The organism is Rhodococcus sp. PAE-6 (assembly GCF_025290685.1).
Lineage (GTDB): Bacteria > Actinomycetota > Actinomycetes > Mycobacteriales > Mycobacteriaceae > Rhodococcus > Rhodococcus pyridinivorans.
The window spans coordinates 102,535-125,753 of the sequence record NZ_JAOCLZ010000009.1; the positions used below are offsets into that span (position 1 = coordinate 102,535).

Below are 23,219 nucleotides of genomic sequence, written 5' to 3' on the forward strand. Positions count from 1 at the left end.
CCGGATGTCCTGATGTCACCGGATCGACGAGTGTTCGATGCGGGAAATGGAGGAAACCATGTCAGAGTCCAATGCTCCAGCCGAGACACTCGCACCTGCCTTCACCGGCAGACTCGGTACCGACCCGATTCCTGCTCTGCGACTTCCCAAGTCGGAGACCGATCCGGAGGCGACGTACCAGTTCATACACGACGAGCTGATGCTCGACGGCAGCTCGCGGCTCAACCTGGCGACCTTCGTCACCACGTGGATGGATCCGCAGGCGGGTCGTCTCATGGCCGAGACGTTCGACAAGAACATGATCGACAAGGACGAGTATCCGGCCACGGCGGAGATCGAGACCCGTTGCGTCAACATGGTCGCGGCCTTGTTCCACGCCGAGAACCTCGATCCGGCCGATCCGTCGTCGGCCACCGGCGTCTCGACGATCGGTTCGTCCGAGGCCGTCATGCTCGGCGGTCTCGCGCTCAAGTGGCGCTGGCGTGAGGCCCGTAGGGCCGCCGGCAAGGACGCGTCGAAGCCGAACCTGGTGCTCGGCAGCAACGTGCAGGTGGTGTGGGAGAAGTTCTGCCGCTACTTCGACGTCGAGCCGAAATACCTGCCGATGGAGCCCGGCCGTTACGTCATCACCCCCGAGCAGGTCCGCGAAGCGGTCGACGAGAACACCATCGGCGTCGTCGCGATCCTCGGCACCACCTTCACCGGTGAACTCGAGCCGGTGGCGGAGATCGCCGCCGCGCTCGACGAGCTCGCGGCCTCCGGCGGTCCCGACGTCCCGTTGCACGTCGACGCCGCCTCCGGTGGCTTCGTGGTGCCCTTCCTCCATCCGGACCTCGAATGGGACTTCCGTGTGCCGCGGGTCGTGTCCATCAACGTCAGTGGTCACAAGTACGGCATGACCTATCCGGGTATCGGTTTCGTCGTCTGGCGCTCGAAGGAACATCTGCCCGAGGACCTGGTCTTCCGGGTCAACTACCTCGGTGGCGACATGCCGACGTTCACGCTCAACTTCTCGCGTCCTGGTAACCAGGTCATCGGCCAGTACTACAACTTCATCCGGCTCGGTGTCGCCGGGTACACGCAGATCATGGAGACCCTGCGCGACACCGCGCTCATGCTGTCGAAGCAGATCTCCGAGATCGAGAACATGGCGATCATCACGGACGGCTCCGCCATCCCGGTCATCTCCTTCGAGGTGACGGGCGACCCCGGCTTCACGGTGTTCGACATCTCCCACGAATTGCGGGCCCGCGGATTCCAGGTTCCGGCCTACACGATGCCGGCCGACGCGGAGGACGTCGCGGTCCTGCGAATCGTGCTTCGCGAGGGCTTCAGCCGGGACATCGCCCACAAGCTCGGTGAAGACATCGCCGATGTAGTCGGATATCTCCGCGAGGGTGTCGGTCGCGGCCACACCGACCAGGCATTCGCACACTGAACGAAGTCGCAGCGGGGGAGAAGCTCACCGAGTTTCTCCCCCGCCGACGTGAGATCCGTTCGTGGACCGTGTGAATGGAGGTACGGGACTACTTCGATGTGATTCCTGGCGCGCGATCGGAATCCCGGCGAAATCCGTCATTTCCCCCGCCGGCTGCTAATATTTGCACATACTTGTGAGTCCGTTTCGAGGGCGATGCTGCCCGGATGCGAAAGGGATAGTGGACGTGCCGAGAACACTGCCTTTGTCCCGTCGCCGATTGTTCTCCGTTCTGTCCGCGCATTCCGAACTCGCCGTGATCCTCGGTGGCCCCTTCTCCGGCAAGACGACCCTCGTCGACACGTGGCTGGCGATCGACCCGTGTCCCGAGTGGGCGCCGGTGGTGATTCCCGAACCCGCGCACGACGTCACACCCGAGACCTACTGGGCGACGGTGGCATCGTCGCTGTGCACCTCCCTCGGAGTCGACGAACCCGTTGCGGCGGAAGGCTCCTTCGACTCGTTGTGTTCGATACTGGTCCGGCACCCCCGGCCCGTGATGTTCGTGCTCGACGGTGTCCGGTCGGTCGAAGCGATCGAAGACCGGGTCGGGCAGTTGCTGCGGCTCGGGCCGCAGGTGCGGATGGTGGTCACCAGCAGGGCCGCAGGCTCGTGGGCCGAACTTGTCGACGGACACCCGCACAGGACGATCGTCGGCGACGACGACCTGGCGTTCACCGTGGACGATACCGCTGCACTGTGCCGGCTCTTCGGACTTGCGCGGGACCAACGCACCATCGAGTGGATCACCCGCCGCACCGAAGGATTCGCCGCATTCGTCGCGGCGGTGTGTGCGACGCTGCGTGCCGAGAAGCCGGATCGGGTCTACGGCACCGACGCCCTCGACGTCCTGGTCGACTCGACCGTCGATCTCGTCGTCATGCATGTCGTGGCCGCGGATCCCTCACTGGCACTGTCCTCCCGCTCGGTCCTCGTCTCCGCCGCACCCAACACGGTGACGGAGTCGTCGATTTCGGCTCTACCGCACATCGACGACAGCGACGCCTTCCTCACCGCGCTGACCGAGTCGGGACTGATCGAGGCCTGCTCGACGGACGAGGACTCCACGGACGACGAGACCGCCTGGCGCTATCCCGAGGTCGTCCACAGATCACTCCTGCGGGTGGGCAGCGCCGAATACCCGAAGGAGCTGTGGGATGCGCGGTCGGCTCTCATCGACTACTGGTTGCAGCGCTCGCGTCCGGACATCGCCCTCGAACATGCCGTGGAGCGGCGCGACTGGCGATGCGCGATCGACATCGTCGAGAAGAACTGGGTGGCACTGTACGGAAGCGGATCGCTCCGCTCCCTGGGGATCGTGCTGCTCGAGCTGCTCCCCGACGACATGACGACCAACGATCGCACCGTCGCGTCGCTGCGGACGATCACCCGTGCCCGGAACCAGGCGGGAGAGCCGCAACAGTGGGCCTTCCCGCGATCCTTCGAAACGATCCTTCGCCTCGGAAGTCTCCGGATGCAGGGTGCCTACGACGAGGCGATGGAAGTGTGCGACGGCCTGGCCACCGAACCCGTGCCGAATTTCGAGACGCTGGACGACACGACCCGGCACGCCCACGGACTGAAATACCTCAACTTCGGCACCGTCTACCTCCTCGGCGGACGCACCACCGATGCCGGAACGATGCTGCGCCGTGCCCACACGGCGGGTCGCGGTGTGTTCGTCGAGCGAGAGGCCGCGGGCAAACTCGCGCTCCTCGAAGCCCTCCGGGGCCGGACCCACGAGGCGACCCGGTGGATCGAGGAGGAGCTCCGGCATCCGCCGATCATGGGAGAGGCCGAGGCCCTCATCCGTACGGCGGGCCTGGTCGCCACCGCGCTCGTGGCCCTCGACAGGCTCGACACCGGCACGGCCTTCCGCGCGCTCTCCGAACTCGGCACTCCCCGCCACACGGAAGAGTTGTGGGCGGCCGTCATGTACGCGCGGGGGCGACTGGCGCTGCTGAGCGGTGTGCCCGCCGACGGCCTGCTGTACATCGATTCGGAACTTCAGCACTTCTCCCATCGCCTCACCGGTATCTCCGCGGTGTTGGTCGATGCCGCGCGTGCCGACCTGCACCTCGCGCTCGGCGAGGCCCGCGCGGCGCGCGAGCTGGTCGACAGCTCGACGCACCCCCTCACGGCTCCGGCCCGTGCGCGATTGCGTCTGCTCGGCGGCGATCCCGGAGGCGCGGAGGTGATCGTGCATCGTGGGGATGCCGCCCGTGAGCACTGTCCGGCCGTCGGTGCGGAACTCGCCCTGATCGGATCGGTGGCGTCTCTGAGACTCGGTCGCCGCACCGATGCGCGACGGCATCTCCAGCGGGCCGTGGTGCTGGCGGAACATGCCGGGGTGACACGGCCGTTCGTCGGAGTCCCGCCCTCGGCCGTGCGCGACATCCTGTCGCTCGGGGTCGACCTGCCGATCGATCTCGACCCGGCGATGGCCGAGTACGGCATCTTCCGCGAGATCCGTGTCGTCGTACGGCTGACCCCACGCGAGCGCGCGGTCCTCGACGCATTGCTCGCCGGCGGCACGACGAGCACGATCGCCAAGGAACAGTTCGTCACCCTCAACACCGTCAAGACCCAATTGCGTTCCCTCTACCGGAAACTGGGCGTGCATTCGCGTGAGGAAGCGATCGCGCAGGCGCACAGGCTCGTCGTCGGCTGAGACCCTTTCCCGAAGCTGGGACCGGAACCCGGGGGACTATCGGAGGACGGTGCCGACGATGCCCGCGAAGTAACCGATGCGTGCGATCTCGGACGGACGGAACTCCGGTCCGCCGGGGCGGCCGAGGACGAGGACACGTTCGGGCGAGCCGAGGGGAGCGGCCGCGAGCATCGTGTCCATGTCGCGCCAGAGCTGCGGCACCCACTCACCGTCGTGGTCGAGCAGGGTGGCCTCGGCGAGCGGCATCCAGGGGACGCCGTCGAGGTGGGTCTCCGGCGAACCCGGGCTCCCCGCGAGGCGGAAGATGCCGTTCGGGCCGACTCCGAGCACGGTCGCCCAACCCACGCGGAGCACCCGGGGAGCGCCGTCGACGAGGATCTGGATGCGGTCGTCGCGGGCGGCGGCGACGTGATCGATCAATTCGAGTTCGCGATGGGTGTCGAGGATTCCGGCGTAGGGACGGATCGAGTCGACCGTCACACCGGGCAGGGCCTCGGCCGCGGTGAGGAGCGTGTCGGGGAGCTTGCCCGGCTCGACGTCGACGACGAGATCGTCGATCGCGAAGTCCGTGCCGCGTTCGACGACGTCGAGCGACAAGATGTCGGCGCCGACCGAACCGAGCGCCAGGGCGAGCGAGCCGAGGCTACCGGGACGATCGGGGAGCCTGACACGCAAGAGGTACGACACGTGAGTCCTTTCCCCAGTCGGTTTCCTGCCGTCGACGAACGCCACATCGACGGCACATGGTGCGCCGGCATCCGAGTGCCGGCCCAGGGGCCCGTGTCGACCTCTGGCAGACCACATCCTTGCACCTCGGCGCCGGCGTCCGGGACGGCGCCGATCCGAAATTATGCCGACCCCATCGATAATCCCCGGTCGCGACGGTGCATGTCACACGAACGCAACACAGCGTTGCGAAGCTTGCAACATCGGCGGACGGGACGCGACGCCGACCGGGCGACGAGTGATGTCGCCGAACCGCGTGCGCCGTCGCTTCCAGGACGCATTACCCTGGACAGGACGTTCACTCTCCATCGGAAAGGGGCCATTCACGGTGCCTGCCATCTCCCGTGACGAGGTCGCGCATCTCGCCCGGTTGTCCCGGCTTGCGCTGACCGATGCCGAACTCGACGAGTTCGCCGGTCAGTTGGATTCGATCCTCAACCACGTCAAGGCGGTGTCGGAGGTGGCCGCGGACGATGTGGCTCCCATGGCGAACCCGAACGCCGTCACCAACGTGACGCGACCCGACGTCGTCGTCCCCGGTCTCACACCCGAGCAGGCGCTCTCCGGTGCGCCGGCCGTCGAGGAGGATCGCTTCTCGGTCCCGCAGATCCTGGGAGAGGGCGAATGAGCACGGATACGACACGCCTCGACGCCGCGACCCTGGCGTCGAAGATCCATGCCGGCGAACTGTCGTCGGTGGAGGTCACCCAGGCCCACCTCGATCGCATCGCCGAGGTCGACGGCGAGTACAACGCCTTCCTGCACGTCGCCTCCGAGCAGGCGCTCGCCGCCGCGGACGAGGTCGACCGTGCCGTCGCCGCGGGCGAGAAACCGGCCTCGGCGCTCGCCGGTGTGCCGCTCGCGCTCAAGGACGTGTTCACCACCACGGACATGCCCACCACGTGCGGTTCGAAGATCCTCGAGGGCTGGGTCTCGCCCTACGACGCGACGCTCACCACGAAGCTGCGCGAGGCCGGGATCCCCATCCTCGGCAAGACCAACATGGACGAGTTCGCGATGGGTTCGTCCACCGAGAACTCGGCCTACGGCCCCACCCGCAACCCGTGGGACACCAGCCGTATCCCGGGTGGCTCGGGTGGCGGTTCCGCTGCGGCGCTCGCGTCGTATCAAGCACCCCTCGCGATCGGCACCGACACCGGTGGCTCGATCCGCCAGCCCGCCGCTGTCACCGCCACCGTCGGCACCAAGCCCACCTACGGCACGGTCTCTCGGTACGGCCTCGTCGCCTGTGCGTCGTCGCTCGACCAGGGTGGTCCCTGCGGCCGCACCGTCCTCGACACGGCGCTGCTGCACGAGGTCATCGCCGGGCACGACCCGCGCGACTCGACGTCGGTGAACGCCCCCGTGCGTCCCGTCGTGGAGGCGGCGCGCCAGGGTGCGGCCGGCGACCTGAAGGGCCTGAAGGTCGGCGTGGTCAAGGAGCTGCACTCCGACAGCTACCAGCCCGGCGTGCTCTCGTCGTTCGATGCGGCGGTCGAGACGCTCACGAAGCTCGGCGCGGAGGTCGTCGAGGTCTCGTGCCCGCACTTCGAGTACGCGCTCGCCTCGTACTACCTGATCCTGCCGTCGGAGGTCTCCTCCAACCTGGCCCGCTTCGACGCGATGCGGTACGGCATGCGCGTCGACGACGGCACGATGAGTGCCGAGCAGGTCATGGCCGCGACCCGCGCCGCCGGTTTCGGCAAGGAGGTCAAGCGCCGCATCATGATCGGCACCTACGCGCTGTCCTCCGGCTACTACGAGGCCTACTATGGTCAGGCACTCAAAGTCCGGAGCCTCATCGCGCAGGACTTCGACAAGGCCTACGAGCAGGTCGACGTGCTGGTCTCGCCCACGAGCCCGTTCACGCCGTGGAAGCTCGGCGAGAAGGTCGACGATCCGCTGGCGATGTACCTGTCCGACCTGTGCACGCTCCCGACCAACCTCGCGGGGCACTGCGCGATGTCGGTGCCGTCCGGCCTCTCGGCGGACGACGGTCTCCCCGTCGGTCTGCAGATCATGGCCCCGGCCCTGGCCGACGAGCGCCTGTACCGCGTGGGTGCGGCCTTCGAGGCGGCACGAGGACCCATCGTCGCCTGATCCTTTCCCACACCACGACCCGTCGTGCCGTTCGTCGGCCGGCGGGTCGCGGTGTATCCGGACGCCGATCCGTGTGGGCGCGATCTACCCGTCGGCGGAGGTGCACCGCGCCTGATCGTCGCCGTAGCGATGACCGTGACCGGGTGCCGCCTCGAGCGAGGTGAGCAGGTCCACCGTCGTGTTCACGAACGACACCACCGGCAGCCACGGCGGGGTCGGGGCATCGGCGCGCGCATGCGACAGATCGGGCGGCGACCACAGCAGCGACGGCCGCCACCACACCACCGGGTCGGAGGTGTTCGCCCGGACACTCGCACCGGCGGTGCGGACCCCCGCGGGTGGCCCCGCGAGGAACAGTGCACACGGCTCCGGTTCGTCGTCGAAGACGGCGCTCGCGCCGGACGCTCCCAGAGACTGCCCGTAGACGTGCAGGGCGGGGCGTCGCTCGTCGGGCAGCGTGGACAGGTGCGCCCGCAAGGCGGTGACGAGCGCGCGGGCCTCCTCCTCCGCAGCACCGCGATCGAGGACGAAGGTCGCCCAGCTCGGCATGTCCGAGTACTGCTGGGCGACGATGGCGACATCGTCGCCCCACCGGTCCTCGAAGCCGCGAACCGCAGCGGCATCGACCCAGCCCGAGCCGGTCGGCACGGCCACCACGAGATGCGGTCGGTCGAAGGCTCTCGCCCGGCGGAGTTCGTCCACCGCGAACTCGGCGCGCGCAGACGGATCCGGCGCGGCCGACAACGGTATGTAGATCCGGAGCGGTGACCCCTCGGAGGGCAGGGACACGAACTTCTGCCCCTCTCGACCCAACCGGTTCCACAACACCGCCGATCCCACGCCACCCGACAATCCCGCCGAGAGCGCGGTGGGGGAGGCGACCGTGTCGACCGCCCCTCCGGGTGAGAAGGCCGCCGTGGTGCCGATCCCAACCGTGGCGCCGATTCCCAGCGTCGCGGCGACGGCCACCGCCACCCCGCGTCGCGACAGGAGGTGCACGAGGCGCGGAAGGGCGAGCAGCGCCGCGACGACCACGATCGCGACTGCCAGTGCCTCCAGCCACCAGCGCACATCCAGCGCCGGGACCGCCATCGCCTCCCGCAGACCGTTCTGCCACCGATGCGCACCGGCGGCCGTGACCAGCACGACGGATCCGCCGACGAGCGCGACGGGCACACGCAGTTCCGGTCTCGCCGGCCGCGGAGCCCGACCGGTCCGCCGCCTCGCGGTCACGACGAGACGGAGAACGGCCAGCGCGACCAGGACGAACACCCCTGTGACGACGCCCTGCACGACCGACTGTCGCGGCAGCAGGGGAGGGGCGAGGGAGATCACCGTCGCGAGAACCACCGTGAGGATCGTCATCGCCGTACCTTTCGTGCCGTGAAGCCCAGAGCGACCGAGCCCGCAGCGACGGCCAGGGCCCACGGCGATTCCGCGACAGGTGTCCGGTGACCCTGTCGCCACGAGTTGAATTCCACTGCTGCAGAAGAAATCCCTGCGATCGGCGTGCAGGAGGGGATGCCGGGTTCGGAACGGCAGACGGTGTCGAGATGCCGTGCGAACAGACCGTCGAGGTCGCGGCGGGCACCGGTGCCCAGCTCGCCACCGGTGGTGTGGGCGTACCGCAGGAGGTCGTACCCGAGATCGTGCACCCGGCATGCCGATTCGAACGCCGCCGGCAGCGGCACCGGGGCGGAGCAGTCACCTTCGGGGTCGGCGAGCACCGTCGTCCCGTCCGCCCACTGTTCGACGATCGGCGCATACCCCATCACGGCGGTGAAATCGGCCGGCAGGGACGACAGTGCTCCGTCCGCGTCGTCGGCGACGAGCGCCGTCACCGTCGCTGCGGCCGCGGCGTCCTCCGTCGGGGGCGCGGCGGAGTGGGCGAGCGCCCCCGGCGCGGCGGCATATGCTGCGGTGGCGAGGAAGGCGACCGACGCGACTCGGACCGCTGCGGATCTCACTGTCATGCCGGTGACGCTAGGAACGCGCAGCCCTGCACCGGACCCCGCGCCGGAGCGATCTCGAGGAGGCCGACACCACCCGCAGAGCTATGCGGATCTCACCCCCAGGTATGAGGACAGTCGAGACCCCGGCTCCTAGCGTGGGTGAGGTGAAAGAGCTTGCGAAGTCCGGCGTGAGAACCGCGGGACGCCTGGGCCGGGGACGGTGGAGCGTCATCACCGTGGTCACCGTGACGTTGATCCTCTATGCGATCGCGTGGCCGACGCTGCCCCTGACCCACGACGTCTCCCCACCCCTGTTGCCGCTGATCTCGGGGATGGCGGTGTTCCCGTTCCTCCTTGTGCTCGTCCGGCCGGCGCTCGGGTGGGCGGTGGCCGCGGCGGCGGGACTCGTCATCCCGATAACGTTCGACCTGGTCCCCGGCTACGACTATCCGTGGCAGGTCGTGCACATCATGGTGATGCTCGCGCTGGTGTTCGCCGTGGCGATCCGCGAGGAGATCCGGATCGTCCTCGTCGTCTGGGTCTCGACGGTTCTGCTCTTCGCGGCCTTCGTCCCCGGCAGCGACGGCTGGGGCTGGGGGATCGGGATCAGCGCGCTGGTGGTGTTCGGGCTGTTGGTGCGCTGGCTGGTGATCTCCCGACGGCAACTCGCCCAGCAGGAGGAAGCCAGCGAGCTCGAACGTGCACGGCGCGCCATCCTCGAGGAGAAGGCCCACATCGCACGCGACCTCCACGACATCGTTGCCCATCACATGTCGATGATCGTCGTGCAGGCGCAGAGCGCGCCCTACCGGCTCCCGGACGTGAACGACGACGTACGCGCCGAATTCGACGCCCTCGGTGCGACCGCACGGGAGGCGCTGAACGAGGTCCGCACCCTGCTCGGAGTACTCCGCAGCGACGGGCAGCTCCCCGAACACGAACCGCAGCCCGACATCGACCGCATCGGTGAGCTGTTCGAGTCCTCCCGCCGAGCCGGGATGGCGCTCGAGACGGAGACGGTCGGCGTCCCCGCACCCGTCTCCGACGGTGTCGGACTCACCGTCTACCGGATCCTGCAAGAGTCTCTGGCGAACGCGGCCCGGCACGCACCCGGCGCCCGCGTGTCCGCACGACTGCAGTGGGAGCCGGCGACCGTCACGGTGGAGGTGGCCAACGGGCCGGCCTCGCCCGGTCAGGTCGACACCACCGTTCGGCAGTCGGACCGCAGCGGCGGCAACGGAATCCTCGGCATGGTCGAACGTGCGTCCGTCGTGGGCGGGCAACTCGTCGCCCATCCCCGTCCCGGCGGCGGTTTCGAGGTCCGAGCGGTTCTCCCGGTGCTGACCGGGGCCTAAGGTGGGTGCCGATGACCGAACCGCACCCTCCCATCACCGTGTTCATCGCCGACGACCAGGCAATGGTCCGGCAGGGCTTCGGAGCACTGCTCGGAGCCCAGCCCGACATCAGCGTCGTCGGCGATGCCCCCGACGGTCGAGCGGCTGTCTCGGAGGTCGCGCGACTGCGGCCCGACGTCGTCCTCATGGACGTGCGCATGCCCGAGATGAACGGTCTCGACGCGGCGCGGCACATCCTTGCCGACACCCGTGAGCCGCGGTCGAAGGTGCTCATGCTCACCACCTTCGACCTCGACGACTACGTCTACGAGTCGCTCGGGATGGGAGCAAGCGGGTTTCTGCTCAAGGACGCCCCCGCCGACGAACTCGTGCGGGCCGTGAGGGTGGTCGCCGATGGTCAGGCACTGCTCGCGCCGACCGTCACCCGTCGCCTCATCGCCGACGTCACCAGCCGGCGCCGGCCGGCGAGAGGGCGCGACCGCGTCCTCGATCCGCTGACCCCGCGCGAACTCGAGGTGCTGGAACTGATCGCACACGGCCTGTCGAACACCGAGATCGCAGAACGATTGTTCGTCGCCGAGCAGACCGTGAAGACCCACGTCGGCAAGGTTCTCGCGAAACTGAACCTGCGCGACCGGGCACAGGCCGTGGTGCTCGCCTACGAGTCCGGTCTCGTCACACCCGGCTGAATCGGGCTGCCGTCGCGCCGGTGAACGGGCAGGATGGCAATGCAGCAGCGGTCCGGGCGGTATCGGTCCGTGCGGTACGGAACCATGCGACGGGAGGTAGTGCGTGACGAGGATCGGAATTCTCACCAGTGGCGGGGACTGCCCCGGGCTCAACGCGGTCATCCGCGGTGCGGTGCTCAAGGGCACCGAGGTCCACGGACAGGAGTTCGTCGGATTCCTCGACGGCTGGCGCGGTCTCGTCGAGGGCGATGTGATCCCGTTGGACCGCAGCCGTGTTCGCGGTCTCGCCCAGCAGGGTGGCACGATCCTCGGCACGAGCCGGTTCGGTCCGTACCAGGGACCCGACGGTGGGGCACAGAACATCCAGAAGACCCTCGGCCGCCTCGGGATCGACGCGGTGATCGCCATCGGCGGAGAGGGCACCGCTGCCGCCTCGAAGCGACTGTTCGGTGAAGGGATCCGCATCGTCGGTGTGCCGAAGACGATCGACAACGACCTCAGCCACACCGACTACACCTTCGGTTTCGACACGGCCGTCGAGATCGCGACGGTGGCGATCGACCGTCTCCGCACCACCGGCAACTCCCACAAGCGGTGCATGGTGCTCGAGGTCATGGGCCGGCACGCCGGATGGATCGCACTGCACGCGGGTACTGCCGGTGGTGCACACGCCATCCTCATCCCCGAACACCCCGAGAGCCTCGAACAGATCTGCGAGTGGGTGACCAGCGTCCGCGACCGCGGGCGTTCGCCGATGGTTGTCGTCGCTGAGGGCTTCACACTGCCCGAGATGGAGGAGGCGTACTCCACCAAGGGGCTCGACGGATTCGACCGGCCGCGTCTCGGCGGTATCGCGGAGGTGCTCGCGCCGCTCATCGAGAAGCACACCGGCGTCGAGGCCCGCGCGACGGTGCTCGGTCACATCCAACGGGGCGGTGTCCCCACGGCATTCGACCGGGTGCTCGCCACGCGACTCGGCATGGCGGTGACCGATCTCGTCGCCGAGGAGGATTGGGGGCGCATGGTCGCGCTGCACGGCACCGACATCGCTCGGGTCGATTTCGACGAGCTCGCCGAACCGAAGTACGTGCCCGACGAGCGCTATCAGGAGATGCGGATCCTGTTCGGGTGAGGCGGCGCGTCGGCACTGTCGGCGCCGTCTAAAATCGACACCATGACTGCCTCCGTGTCCGCTGACCTGCTCGCCTACGACGACGTGCTCGCGAAGTTCGAGCCCGTGATGGGCATGGAGGTGCACGTCGAGCTGCACACCGCCACCAAGATGTTCTGCGGCTGCCCGACCGCCTTCGGCGCCGAGCCCAACACGCAGGTGTGTCCGGTCTGCCTCGGTCTGCCGGGGGCGCTGCCCGTCGTCAACCAGGCCGCGGTCGAGTCCGCGATCCGCATCGGCCTCGCGCTGAACTGCTCGATCACCCCGTGGGGTCGCTTCGCGCGTAAGAACTACTTCTACCCGGATCAGCCGAAGAACTACCAGATTTCGCAGTACGACGAGCCGATCGCCACCGACGGATATCTCGATGTCGTACTCGATGACGGCACCACCTGGCGGGTCGACATCGAGCGCGCGCACATGGAGGAGGACACCGGCAAGTCGCTGCACGTCGGTGGCGCCACCGGTCGCATCCACGGTGCGAGCCACTCGCTGCTCGACTACAACCGCGCCGGTGTGCCGCTCGTCGAGATCGTCACCAAGCCGATCGTCGGTGCCGGCGAGCGCGCCCCCGAGGTCGCCCGCGCCTACGTCACCGCCCTGCGCGACCTGCTCGAGGCACTCGACGTCTCCGACGTCCGCATGGACCAGGGTTCGATGCGGTGCGACGCGAACATCTCGCTGATGCCCATCGGCGCGAAGGAGTTCGGTACCCGCACCGAGACGAAGAACGTCAACTCTCTCAAGTCCGTCGAGGTGGCCGTGCGCTACGAGATGCGGCGCCAGGCGGCCGTACTGGTCTCCGGTGGTGAGGTGATCCAGGAGACCCGGCACTTCCAGGAGGCCGACGGCACCACCTCGCCCGGTCGCCGCAAGGAGACCGCCGAGGACTACCGCTACTTCCCGGAGCCCGACCTCGAGCCGATCGCGCCCGACGCCGCCTGGGTCGAAGAGCTGCGCGCGACGCTGCCCGAGCTGCCGTGGCTGCGCCGCGCCCGCATCCAGGCCGACTGGGGTGTCTCCGACGAGGAGATGCGCGACCTCGTCAACGCCGGAGCGCTCGACCTCGTCATCGCGACCACCGAGGCCGGCGCCCCCGCCTCGGAGGCCCGCTCGTGGTGGGTCGCCTACCTGGCCCAGCAGGCCAACACCCGCGGTGTCGAACTCGCCGAACTGCCTATCACACCCGAACAGGTCGCCCGCGTCATCGCGCTGGTGGCCGACGGCAAGCTGACGAACAAGCTCGCCCGTCAGGTCGTCGACGGTGTGCTCGCCGGTGAGGGCGAGCCCGACGAGGTGGTCGCCGCTCGCGGTCTCGAGGTCGTGCGCGACGATTCGGCGCTGCAGGCCGCGGTCGACGCCGCGCTGGCCGCCAACCCCGACATCGCCGACAAGATCCGCTCCGGCAAGGTCCAGGCGGCCGGCAAGATCGTCGGCGACGTCATGAAGGCTACTCGCGGACAGGCCGATCCGGCGCGCGTGAAGGAACTCGTCATCGCTGCGTGCAGTTGATCTTGCGCGGCTAGAGTAGCGGCGCATGGACGCTGCTGTCGCCACCTCGCTGTTCTGGATCGCCGTCGCGGCGGTGCTGGCACCGCTGATCGCCGGCGCCGTCCCGCGTCGGCTGGTGCCCGAGGTCGTGCTGCTGCTGGTGGCAGGTGTCCTCATCGGCCCCTACGCGTTCGACCTCGCGGAGACGGGCAGCGAGATCGGCATCCTGCGCGAACTCGGCCTGGGGATGCTCTTCCTGCTCGCCGGATACGAGATCGACCCCGCCGAGTTGCGCGGGCGGGGTGGGCGCCGCGCGATGCTCACCTGGTGCGTGTGCATGCTGTTGGCGCTCGGTACCGTCGCCGCCCTGGGAGCGGTCGGCCAGGTGCACGCCGAGATTGCCGTGGCGATCGCCCTGACATCCACAGCGCTGGGGACGCTCCTGCCGATCCTCGCCGACCGCGGGCTCGTCGCGACCCCACTCGGACGGTCGGTGCTCAATCACGGTGCGTTCGGAGAACTGCTGCCCGTTGTGGCCATGGCAACCCTGCTCGGTGCGCGCGGCGCACTCGGCTCGCTGATCGTCCTGCTGGCGTTCGCGGTCGTGGCCGTCGCCGTCGCCGTGCTGCCGACCTGGATCCTGGGGGAGGGCTCACGGTTCACCCAGTTCGTCCGGCTCGGCTCCGACACCACCGCCCAGATCCCGGTGCGCCTGACAATGTTGCTGCTCGTCGGACTCATCGCCGTCGCCGCCGTCTTCGATCTCGACATCATTCTCGGGGCCTTCGCGGCCGGCTTCATCCTGCGCCGCACGATCCCGGCGGGCGACGAGCGGCTCGAGAAGAAGCTCGACGGTCTCGGATACGGCTTCCTCATCCCGATCTTCTTCGTCACCTCGGGCATGGCGATCGACGTCGGTGCCGTTGCGAGTGCCCCGGGCATCCTGCTGGCATTCCTCGGACTGCTCGTCCTGGTGAGGGGTGTACCGGTGTTCGTCGCATCGCGCCTCGAACGCGACGAGACCGGCAACCGCATGTTCGGAACCGCCGAACAACTGCAGATCGCCCTGTACTCCACTACGGGTCTGCCACTGATCGTCGCGGTCACCGGCGTCGCGGTGAGTGCCGATCAGATGACGAACGCGAGCGCGTCGATCCTCGTGGCGGCGGGCGCCGTCACCGTCCTCGTCCTCCCGATGCTCGCGGGGCTGCTCCACCACCCCGCTGCGGCGGAGACACCGGGGCGGGCATGATCAGTCGAATCCGCCGCCACCGGCCGGAAACTGGATGCGGATGACGCGGTCGTCGTTCGGTCCCGGTTCGGCGCCGGACTTGTTGACCGTCGAGACCCACAGCAGGCCGTCGGGCGACGAAGAGGCGCCGCGCAGCATGCCGTAGCGGTCCTCCGCCGCGAGGACGGGGGACGCCGTGACCGCGCCGGTCCCCGGATCGGTAGCGACGACCGCGACGGCCTTCGCGTCGGTGAGCGAGATCGCGATCCCGTCGGGAGCCGCCGCGCACCCGGCGACACCGGGCCGCTCGGGCCACGTCCAGGCCGGGCCGGTGCCGGTCGAGCCGTCGACCCCGACCCGTTGGAGCCGGTCCTCGAGGGGAGTGCGGTCGGTGATCCACAGGTTGCCGTTCGGATCGCGGCACACATCGCCCGCGGTGCCGATCCCCGACAGCATCACCGAGGGAGTGGGTGCTGCGCCGGGTGCCGGGAGCGGCAGGTTCAGGAGCTTGCCGGACAGGACGTTCGGATCGTTTGCGGCCGCTGCGTTTCCGGCGTCGCCGGTCAGGACGGCGAGCTCGGTGGGCGAGACGAATTCGATGGCGCCGGAATTGCCCGTCGCGCCGCGCGGGATTCCCGTCAGCACGTCCTTGGGAGTGTCGCCCGCGGCGATGCGGACCACGCGGTTGTCCGAGGCCGTGGTGATGTAGGCGTAGAGCAGTCGGTCCTCGGCGAAGGTGGGGGAGAGTGCCACGTCCAGGAGCCCACCGTCCCCGGATCCGTCGACCGGGATCGTCGCGATCTCCACCGGCTCGGTCTCCGGCGCGACCTGCAGTATCCGACCCGTCCGGCGCTCGGTGACGAGCGCGGAGTTGCCGTCGGGCATCGTCACCAGGCCGCCGGTGACGTCGAGGCAGGTCGCGATCACGGACGGGTCGGGATCGACACACGGCCCCGGAGGCTTGGGGGAGGCGCTCGGCGTGGTCGTCTCGGTGGGGTTCTGGGGCCCGACGCCCGGTCCCGGATCGAAGGTGGGTTCGGGAGTGAACGGGCTCGATGCGGAGTCGTCGAAGCGGGCGCAGGACGGGACGGCGAGGACTCCGACGGCGAGCGCCGCCGCTGCCGCACGTACGCCCCACGAACCCGTCCACCGCGTACCCCGTGTCATGCCGCAAACGTTACCGGCACGACGCGCGCACCCGCGGATGCCGGGTGTGGGGGCAGTCACGGGCCTAGGCTGGGAGCGTGGCCGACAACAAGAACGGTGGCATACCGGACGCGGGTTCGAGTTCCTACGGAAACCAGCCCGACGAGCACACACTCGAGATGCACCGACCACGCGAGTCGTATCTCGGATCGGACGACGACTTCGGGGCCGGGGGAACGCCCCTCGGCACCGACGCCTACGCCGCTCCCACCGAGCAGATGTACCGGCCGGAGCCGGTATTCGGTGCGGATGCGGGCGGCGCGGTGGCCGTCGGCGAGCAGACCCCGAAGGTGCGCCGCGGGACGCTCGACCTCGGATTGTTCGTCCTGCGCGCGGCGGTCGGGGCGATCCTCGTCGCACACGGACTGCAGAAGCTGGTGGGTCTGTGGAACGGCCCGGGTCTCGACGGTTTCGAGTCGTTGCTGCGCGACGCGGGGTACCAGCAGCCCGCCGTGCTCGCGATCGTCGGCGCGGTCGGTGAGATCGCGGCCGGAGGACTGCTCGTCCTGGGTCTGCTCACTCCGTTCGCCGCTGCTGCGATCGTGGCCATCATGGTCAACGCGGTGCTGTTCAAACACGAACTCGAGCCGGGCGTCCAGTTCCTCGCCGCCGAATCGTCGGGCTTCGAGTTCGAGGCCCTTCTCGTCGCCTGCGCGGTGACGATCACCCTCACCGGACCGGGACGCATCGCGATCGACGGACGACGCGGCTGGGCGACGCGTCCGTTCCTGGGCTCGTTCGTCGTGCTGCTGATGGGTGTGGCGGCCGGCGTGTGCCTGTGGATCTTCGGACGCTGACATACGAAGGACGGACACCAGGCGAGGGCCCCGCGATCGGGATGATCGCGGGGCCCTCGTTCCTGCTGTCGTGAAGTGTTACGGCACGCGCCGGACGGCACCCTTGTCGGCGGAGGTCGCCAGAGCGGCGTAGGCGCGCAGTGCCTTCGAGACCGTGCGCTCACGGTCGACGGGCTGCCACGGACGCTCGGAGGCCTCCATCTTCGCGCGACGATCCGCGAGCACCTCGTCCTCGACGAGCACCTCGAGGGTGCGGGTCGCGACGTCGATGCGGATCCGGTCGCCCTGCTCGATCAGGCCGATCACACCACCGGACGCGGCCTCGGGGGAGACGTGCCCGATGGACAGACCGGAGGTGCCGCCCGAGAAGCGACCGTCGGTGATCAGGGCACACACCTTGCCCAGACCGATGCCCTTGAGGAAGGAGGTCGGGTGCAGCATCTCCTGCATGCCGGGGCCGCCGGCCGGGCCCTCGTAGCGGACGACGACGACGTCGCCGGCCTTGATCTTCTTGCCGAGGATGACCGAGACGGCCTCCTCCTGCGACTCGACGACGTAGGCCGGGCCCTCGAAGTGGAACAGATCCTCGTCGATACCGGCGGTCTTGAGGATCGCGCCGTCCGGTGCGAGATTGCCGCGCAGCACGCACAAGCCGCCCTCGACGGTGTAGGCGTGCTCGATGTCGCGGATGCAACCGTTCGCGGCATCGGTGTCGAGCGACGACCAGCGGTTGTCCGTCGAGAACGGTTCGGTGGTGCGCACACCGCCCGGTGCGGCGTGGAACAGTTCGAGGGCTGTCTCGGACGCCTTGCCGGAACGGATGTCCCAGGTGTCGAGCCACTCGTCGAAGCTCTTCGTGTGGACCGTGGAGACGTCGGTCTCGAGCAGACCACCGCGGCGCAGCTCGCCGAGGATGGCGGGGATTCCGCCGGCGCGGTGCACGTCCTCCATGTGGTAGTCGGAGTTCGGGGAGACCTTCGCCAGGCAGGGCACCCGGCGGCTGATCTCGTCGATGGTGGTGAGATCGAAGTCGACCTCACCCTCCTGCGCGGCGGCGAGGGTGTGCAGCACGGTGTTGGTGGAACCACCCATGGCGACGTCGAGCGCCATTGCGTTGCGGAAGGCGGCCGGGGTGGCGATGTTGCGCGGAAGCACCGACTCGTCGTCGTCGCGGTAGTAGCGCAGGGCGGCCTCGACGATCGTCCGGCCGGCGGTCTCGAACAGTGCGCGTCGCGCCTCGTGGGTGGCGAGGGTCGAACCGTTGCCGGGCAGCGCGAGACCGAGAGCCTCGGTGAGGCAGTTCATCGAGTTGGCGGTGAACATGCCCGAGCACGAACCGCAGGTCGGGCACGCGCTGCGCTCGACCTCGTCGAGTCCCGCGTCGTCGACGGCCTCGCTGGCGGAGGCCGAGATGGCGGTGATGAGGTCGGTGGGGGCCTGCGCGACACCGTTGACGACGACCGCCTTGCCGGCCTCCATCGGACCACCGGAGACGAAGACCGTCGGGATGTTCAGGCGCATCGCGGCATTGAGCATGCCCGGGGTGATCTTGTCGCAGTTCGAGATGCACACCAGTGCATCGGCGGTGTGCGCGTTGACCATGTATTCGACGGAGTCGGCGATGATCTCGCGGCTCGGCAGCGAGTAGAGCATGCCGCCGTGGCCCATGGCGATGCCGTCGTCGACTGCGATGGTGTGGAACTCGCGCGCCACGCCGCCCGCTTCGCGCACGGCCTTCGCGACGATCTCACCGACGTCCTTGAGGTGGACGTGACCGGGTACGAACTGCGTGTAGGAGTTCGCGATGGCGACGATCGGCTTGCCGAAGTCGGAATCGGTCAGGCCGGTGGCGCGCCACAGGGAGCGCGCTCCCGCGGCGTTTCGTCCGACGGTGGTGGTGCGTGACCTCAACGGGGGCATGGGCTGACTTCCTTGACGGTGGCTGGTGCGCAATCGGCCGGGCCGCGTCCGGGCGCCGGGCTGGGCGGATCCGGGCAACGGCACCGACGAATCTACTCGCGTGCTTCCGGATGCCTCTATTCGCACCCGGTCGCGAGGATCAGGAGGAACGGTCCCCCTTCTTCTCGACGGTGACTGCGTCGTCGGTGGTTTCGGCATCCGGACCGGCTTCGGCGGCCGCCTTCTCGCGGTATGCCTTCTCCTCGGCGAGCTGTGCGGCCGCGTACGGATCGGTGATGCGGCCTCCGCTGGCCTCCGACAGCTGCGGCAGCCGGCCGAAGGTGACGACCGGCAGTGCGACCTCGCTGCCGTCGGTGAGCCGTGCGCGGGCCCAGCCCCGCTTCGGGAACCGGAGGCCGTCGAGTTCGTCCCACTTCAGGTTCGTCGTCTTGAAGGTCGCTCGCGCGACGATGCCCTCGGGGCCGACGACGGTGCGTACCCGCACGACCCAGGCGGCGACGAGGAACGGGATGATCAGCGTCCATGCGAAGGCCTCCGGCCACGCCAGCGCGGGGGAGGCGAGGGCGAGGAACAGCAGAGCGCACGCGAGGAAGGACAGTCGCGAGATCTGGATGACCTGCGTCGTCGAATCGGGCGTGTGGGATGATGGGGGCGGTGGCACGGGCTGCTGGGAAGATGACACCTCTACATCTTCGCACTGCAGCCGCGGCATCTCACATTCTGGGACAGTGGACCGCACCAAGTTGACTGTCTGGACACCATGCGCCTACCGTCGAGCGCGTGAATCAGAATGGGTTGCTCGTAATCGGCCGGCGCGTCGTCGCCTGAGCCGCATTTCGCAACTCGCCCACGACGCGCCACCCTCGTACAGCAGACTTGCTGACGAGGGTTTTTTGTTGCCCGGAGCCAGAATCAGAGGAATTCGCAGTGAGCGCACCAACCGCACGGCCTCAACCCTCGCCGCGAAAGCCGGGGTCCGCCACCCCGACTCCCGCAGCTGCCGCGACGCAGCCCGCCAATCGACGCCAGGTCGCCCCCGAGCGGGTCACCGGCGCCCAGTCGGTGGTCCGCGCACTCGAGGAACTCGAGGTCGACACGGTATTCGGCATTCCCGGCGGCGCGATCCTGCCCGTCTACGACCCGATCTTCGATTCGCGGCGCGTGCGCCACGTGCTCGTCCGTCACGAGCAGGGCGCCGGGCACGCTGCCACCGGTTACGCCCAGGCCACCGGCAAGGTCGGCGTGTGCATGGCCACTTCCGGTCCGGGCGCGACGAACCTCGTCACCCCGCTCGCCGACGCGCAGATGGACTCCGTGCCCCTCGTCGCGATCACCGGCCAGGTCGGTCGCCCGCTCATCGGCACCGACGCCTTCCAGGAAGCCGACATCTCCGGCATCACGATGCCGATCACGAAGCACAACTTCCTGGTCACCGACGGCGCCGACATCCCGCGCATCCTGGCCGAGGCGTTCTACCTCGCCTCCTCGGGCCGCCCGGGCGCGGTCCTCGTCGACATCCCCAAGGACATCCTCCAGGCACAGACCACCTTCAGCTGGCCGCCGGAGATGCACCTGCCCGGCTACCGCCCGGTGACGAAGCCGCACGGCAAGCAGGTCCGCGAGGCCGCGCGACTGATCGCCGACGCGAAGAACCCGGTGCTGTACGTCGGCGGCGGTGTCATCAAGGCCGAGGCGTCGGCCGAGCTGCTCGAGCTCGCCGAGCTGACCGGCATCCCGGTCGTTACGACGCTCATGGCCCGCGGTGCGTTCCCCGACAGCCACAACCTGCACTGCGGCATGCCCGGCATGCACGGCAACGTCGCCGCGGTGGCCGCACTGCAGAAGAGTGACCTGCTCATCACCCTCGGTGCCCGCTTCGACGACCGCGTCACCGGTCAGCTGGACTCCTTCGCGCCCGACGCCAAGGTCATCCACGCCGACATCGACCCGGCGGAGATCGGCAAGAACCGGCACGCCGACGTGCCGATCGTCGGTGACTGCAAGGAGGTCATCGTCGAACTGCTCGAGGCGATCCGCGCCGACCTGGCGACCGGCACGAAGCTCGACTACACGGCATGGTGGGCCTACCTCGACGACATCCGTCGCACCTACCCGCTGAGCTACGACCGTCCCACCGACGACACCCTGTCGCCGCAGTACGTCATCCAGGCCGTCGGTAAGCTCGCCGGTCCCGACGCGATCTACTGCGCGGGCGTCGGTCAGCACCAGATGTGGGCGGCGCAGTTCGTCGACTACGAGAAGCCGCGCACCTGGCTCAACTCCGGTGGTCTCGGCACCATGGGCTACGCGGTGCCCGCCGCGATGGGCGCCAAGATGGGTTGCCCCGACACCGAGGTGTGGGCCATCGACGGCGACGGCTGCTTCCAGATGACCAACCAGGAACTCGCGACGTGCGCCGTCGAGGGTGTGCCGATCAAGGTCGCGCTCATCAACAACGGCAATCTCGGCATGGTCCGGCAGTGGCAGACCCTCTTCTACGAGGAGCGATACTCGAACACCGACCTGGCGACGCACTCGCTACGCATCCCCGACTTCGTCAAGCTCGCCGAGGCCCTCGGCTGCGTGGGCATCCGCGTCGAGCGCGAGGAAGACGTCGAGCCTGCGATCCGCCGGGCGCAGGAGGTCAACGATCGTCCCGTCGTGATCGACTTCATCGTCGGCAAGGACGCGCAGGTGTGGCCGATGGTCGCCGCCGGCACGAGCAACGACGAGATCATGGCGGCTCGCGACATCCGGCCGCTGTTCGACGACGACGCCGCTGCCGACGATCCCGCCGTCATCCACGAGACCATCGACGCGCTCGAAACCCGCAGCGAGAACGCTGCGGCCCAGGAGGAGACCAAGTGAGCACGAGTCACACCCTCAGTGTTCTCGTCGAGGACAAGCCGGGCGTGCTCGCCCGAGTCGCATCGCTGTTCTCGCGACGCGGCTTCAACATCGAATCCCTTGCCGTCGGTGGCACCGAGGTGCCCGACATCTCGCGGATGACGATCGTGGTGACCGTCGACGAGTTCCCGCTCGAGCAGGTCACCAAGCAGCTCAACAAGCTCGTCAACGTCATCAAGATCGTCGAGCAGGAGGACGAGGCGTCCGTCGCCCGCGAACTCGTGCTCATCAAGGTGCGCGCCGACGCGAGTGTACGCACCCAGGTCATCGAGACGGTGAATCTGTTCCGCGCCAAGGTGATCGACGTCTCGCCCGAGTCGCTGACCATCGAGGCGACCGGTACGCGGTCCAAGCTCGACGCGCTGCTGCGCATGCTCGAACCGTACGGAATCCGCGAGATCGTCCAGTCCGGTGTCGTCGCCGTCGGACGCGGTCCGAAGTCCATCACGGCTACCCGTTAGCCTTAACACACCCATACTTGCTGAAAGAGGTAATCACTGTGGCAGTCGAGATGTTCTACGACGACGATGCCGACCTGTCGATCATCCAGGGTCGTAAGGTCGCCGTCATCGGCTACGGCAGTCAGGGACACGCGCACTCGCTGAGCCTGCGCGACTCGGGCGTCGACGTTCGCATCGGTCTGAAGGAGGGCTCGAAGTCGCGGGCCAAGGCCGAGGAAGCCGGTCTCACCGTCGGCACCCCCGCCGAGGTCTCCGAGTGGGCCGACGTCATCATGATCCTCGCGCCCGACACCGCCCAGGCGTCGATCTTCACCAACGACATCGAGCCCAACCTGAAGGACGGCGACGCGCTGTTCTTCGGCCACGGCCTCAACATCCACTTCGGTCTCATCACCGCTCCGGAGAACGTGACCGTCGCGATGGTCGCCCCCAAGGGTCCCGGCCACCTCGTGCGTCGTCAGTTCGTCGACGGCAAGGGCGTTCCCGCGCTCATCGCCGTCCATCAGGACCCCAAGGGTGAGGGCCAGGCGCTCGCGCTGTCCTACGCCAAGGGCATCGGCGGCACCCGGGCCGGCGTCATCAAGACCACCTTCAAGGAAGAGACCGAGACCGACCTCTTCGGCGAGCAGGCCGTGCTCTGCGGTGGCACCGAGGAGCTCGTCAAGACCGGCTTCGACGTCATGGTCGAGGCGGGCTACGCCCCCGAGATGGCCTACTTCGAGGTTCTCCACGAGCTCAAGCTCATCGTCGACCTCATGTACGAGGGTGGCATCGCCCGCATGAACTACTCGGTGTCCGACACCGCGGAGTTCGGCGGCTACCTCTCCGGCCCGCGCGTCATCGACGCCGGCACCAAGGAGCGCATGAAGGAGATCCTGAAGGACATCCAGGACGGCACCTTCGTCAAGCGTCTCGTCGCCAACGTCGAGGGCGGCAACAAGGAGCTCGAAGGTCTGCGCAAGCAGAACGCCGAGCACGGCATCGAGGTCGTCGGCAAGCAGCTGCGCGACCTGATGAGCTGGGTCGATCGCCCCATCACCGAGACGGCGTGACAGCCACCTGATC

19 protein-coding genes are annotated in these 23,219 nt (G+C 68.5%); 13 read left to right on the forward strand and 6 right to left on the reverse strand.

Annotated elements, in window-relative coordinates:
* Window positions 1–58: 58 nt before the first annotated feature.
* A complete protein-coding gene (locus tag NVV99_RS17955) occupies window positions 59–1,438 on the forward strand; it encodes a glutamate decarboxylase (RefSeq protein WP_024101396.1) in 1,380 nt (459 codons plus the stop codon).
* Window positions 1,439–1,664: 226 nt separating this feature from the next.
* Entirely contained in the window at window positions 1,665–4,148 is a 2,484-nt protein-coding gene (locus NVV99_RS17960; protein WP_242411732.1) for a LuxR C-terminal-related transcriptional regulator, read from the forward strand.
* A 36-nt stretch (window positions 4,149–4,184) separates the two neighbouring features.
* Here NVV99_RS17960 and NVV99_RS17965 read toward each other — a convergent pair whose 3' ends face one another.
* Window positions 4,185–4,835 (reverse strand): amino acid-binding protein, encoded by a 651-nt coding sequence (locus tag NVV99_RS17965; protein WP_006554550.1) that lies wholly within the window; start codon window positions 4,833–4,835, stop codon window positions 4,185–4,187.
* 367 nt (window positions 4,836–5,202) lie between these two features.
* Here NVV99_RS17965 and gatC point away from each other — a divergent pair, with 367 nt between their 5' ends.
* Window positions 5,203–5,502 carry an Asp-tRNA(Asn)/Glu-tRNA(Gln) amidotransferase subunit GatC gene (gene gatC / locus NVV99_RS17970; RefSeq protein ID WP_006554549.1) on the forward strand — a complete coding sequence of 100 codons (300 nt, stop codon included), beginning with the start codon at window positions 5,203–5,205 and terminating at the stop codon, window positions 5,500–5,502.
* Complete coding sequence (gene gatA, locus NVV99_RS17975; RefSeq protein ID WP_006554548.1) at window positions 5,499–6,974, forward strand: Asp-tRNA(Asn)/Glu-tRNA(Gln) amidotransferase subunit GatA; 1,476 nt, start codon at window positions 5,499–5,501, stop codon at window positions 6,972–6,974. The genes gatC and gatA overlap by 4 nt, the downstream gene beginning before the upstream one ends.
* Window positions 6,975–7,058: 84 nt before the next feature.
* On the opposite strand, the gene NVV99_RS17980 is transcribed toward gatA, so the two are convergent.
* Window positions 7,059–8,339, reverse strand: a complete 1,281-nt coding sequence (locus NVV99_RS17980) for an alpha/beta-hydrolase family protein (RefSeq protein ID WP_080678469.1) — start codon at window positions 8,337–8,339, stop codon at window positions 7,059–7,061.
* Window positions 8,336–8,947 (reverse strand): hypothetical protein, encoded by a 612-nt coding sequence (locus tag NVV99_RS17985; protein WP_024101393.1) that lies wholly within the window; start codon window positions 8,945–8,947, stop codon window positions 8,336–8,338. Before NVV99_RS17985 ends, NVV99_RS17980 begins: the two co-directional genes overlap by 4 nt.
* A 134-nt stretch (window positions 8,948–9,081) precedes the next feature.
* Here NVV99_RS17985 and NVV99_RS17990 point away from each other — a divergent pair, with 134 nt between their 5' ends.
* The 5 genes from NVV99_RS17990 (at window position 9,082) to NVV99_RS18010 (ending at window position 14,884) form a co-directional block, all read left to right on the forward strand.
* Window positions 9,082–10,281: a sensor histidine kinase gene (locus NVV99_RS17990; RefSeq protein ID WP_144376943.1), complete on the forward strand. Its 1,200-nt coding sequence runs from the start codon at window positions 9,082–9,084 to the stop codon at window positions 10,279–10,281.
* 11 nt (window positions 10,282–10,292) lie between these two features.
* Window positions 10,293–10,970 carry a response regulator transcription factor gene (locus NVV99_RS17995; protein ID WP_024101391.1) on the forward strand — a complete coding sequence of 226 codons (678 nt, stop codon included), beginning with the start codon at window positions 10,293–10,295 and terminating at the stop codon, window positions 10,968–10,970.
* 103 nt (window positions 10,971–11,073) lie between these two features.
* Window positions 11,074–12,102 (forward strand): 6-phosphofructokinase, encoded by a 1,029-nt coding sequence (locus NVV99_RS18000; protein WP_024101390.1) that lies wholly within the window; start codon window positions 11,074–11,076, stop codon window positions 12,100–12,102.
* 42 nt (window positions 12,103–12,144) lie between these two features.
* A complete protein-coding gene (gene gatB, locus NVV99_RS18005) occupies window positions 12,145–13,653 on the forward strand; it encodes an Asp-tRNA(Asn)/Glu-tRNA(Gln) amidotransferase subunit GatB (protein WP_024101389.1) in 1,509 nt (502 codons plus the stop codon).
* Between the two features lie 25 nt (window positions 13,654–13,678).
* Window positions 13,679–14,884 carry a cation:proton antiporter gene (locus NVV99_RS18010; RefSeq protein ID WP_024101388.1) on the forward strand — a complete coding sequence of 402 codons (1,206 nt, stop codon included), beginning with the start codon at window positions 13,679–13,681 and terminating at the stop codon, window positions 14,882–14,884.
* On the opposite strand, the gene NVV99_RS18015 is transcribed toward NVV99_RS18010, so the two are convergent.
* Entirely contained in the window at window positions 14,885–16,030 is a 1,146-nt protein-coding gene (locus NVV99_RS18015) for a PQQ-dependent sugar dehydrogenase (RefSeq protein WP_024101387.1), read from the reverse strand.
* 77 nt (window positions 16,031–16,107) lie between these two features.
* Between NVV99_RS18015 and NVV99_RS18020 the strand changes: the two genes are divergently transcribed.
* A complete protein-coding gene (locus NVV99_RS18020) occupies window positions 16,108–16,866 on the forward strand; it encodes a DoxX family protein (protein WP_024101386.1) in 759 nt (252 codons plus the stop codon).
* Between the two features lie 78 nt (window positions 16,867–16,944).
* Here NVV99_RS18020 and ilvD read toward each other — a convergent pair whose 3' ends face one another.
* Both ilvD and NVV99_RS18030 read right to left on the reverse strand, forming a co-directional pair.
* On the reverse strand, window positions 16,945–18,786 hold the full coding sequence (gene ilvD / locus NVV99_RS18025) for a dihydroxy-acid dehydratase (RefSeq protein WP_024101385.1): 1,842 nt from the start codon (window positions 18,784–18,786) through the stop codon (window positions 16,945–16,947).
* A gap of 139 nt (window positions 18,787–18,925) precedes the next feature.
* Window positions 18,926–19,447 (reverse strand): PH domain-containing protein, encoded by a 522-nt coding sequence (locus tag NVV99_RS18030; RefSeq protein ID WP_006554537.1) that lies wholly within the window; start codon window positions 19,445–19,447, stop codon window positions 18,926–18,928.
* Between the two features lie 266 nt (window positions 19,448–19,713).
* Here NVV99_RS18030 and NVV99_RS18035 point away from each other — a divergent pair, with 266 nt between their 5' ends.
* Genes NVV99_RS18035 through ilvC form a run of 3 tightly spaced genes read left to right on the forward strand, consistent with a single transcriptional unit; the run spans window position 19,714 to window position 23,206 of the window.
* Window positions 19,714–21,654 (forward strand): acetolactate synthase large subunit, encoded by a 1,941-nt coding sequence (locus tag NVV99_RS18035; protein WP_024101384.1) that lies wholly within the window; start codon window positions 19,714–19,716, stop codon window positions 21,652–21,654.
* Complete coding sequence (gene ilvN, locus NVV99_RS18040) at window positions 21,651–22,154, forward strand: acetolactate synthase small subunit (protein ID WP_006554535.1); 504 nt, start codon at window positions 21,651–21,653, stop codon at window positions 22,152–22,154. The genes NVV99_RS18035 and ilvN overlap by 4 nt, the downstream gene beginning before the upstream one ends.
* A gap of 50 nt (window positions 22,155–22,204) precedes the next feature.
* Window positions 22,205–23,206: a ketol-acid reductoisomerase gene (gene ilvC, locus NVV99_RS18045; protein ID WP_170318577.1), complete on the forward strand. Its 1,002-nt coding sequence runs from the start codon at window positions 22,205–22,207 to the stop codon at window positions 23,204–23,206.
* Window positions 23,207–23,219 lie beyond the last annotated feature (13 nt).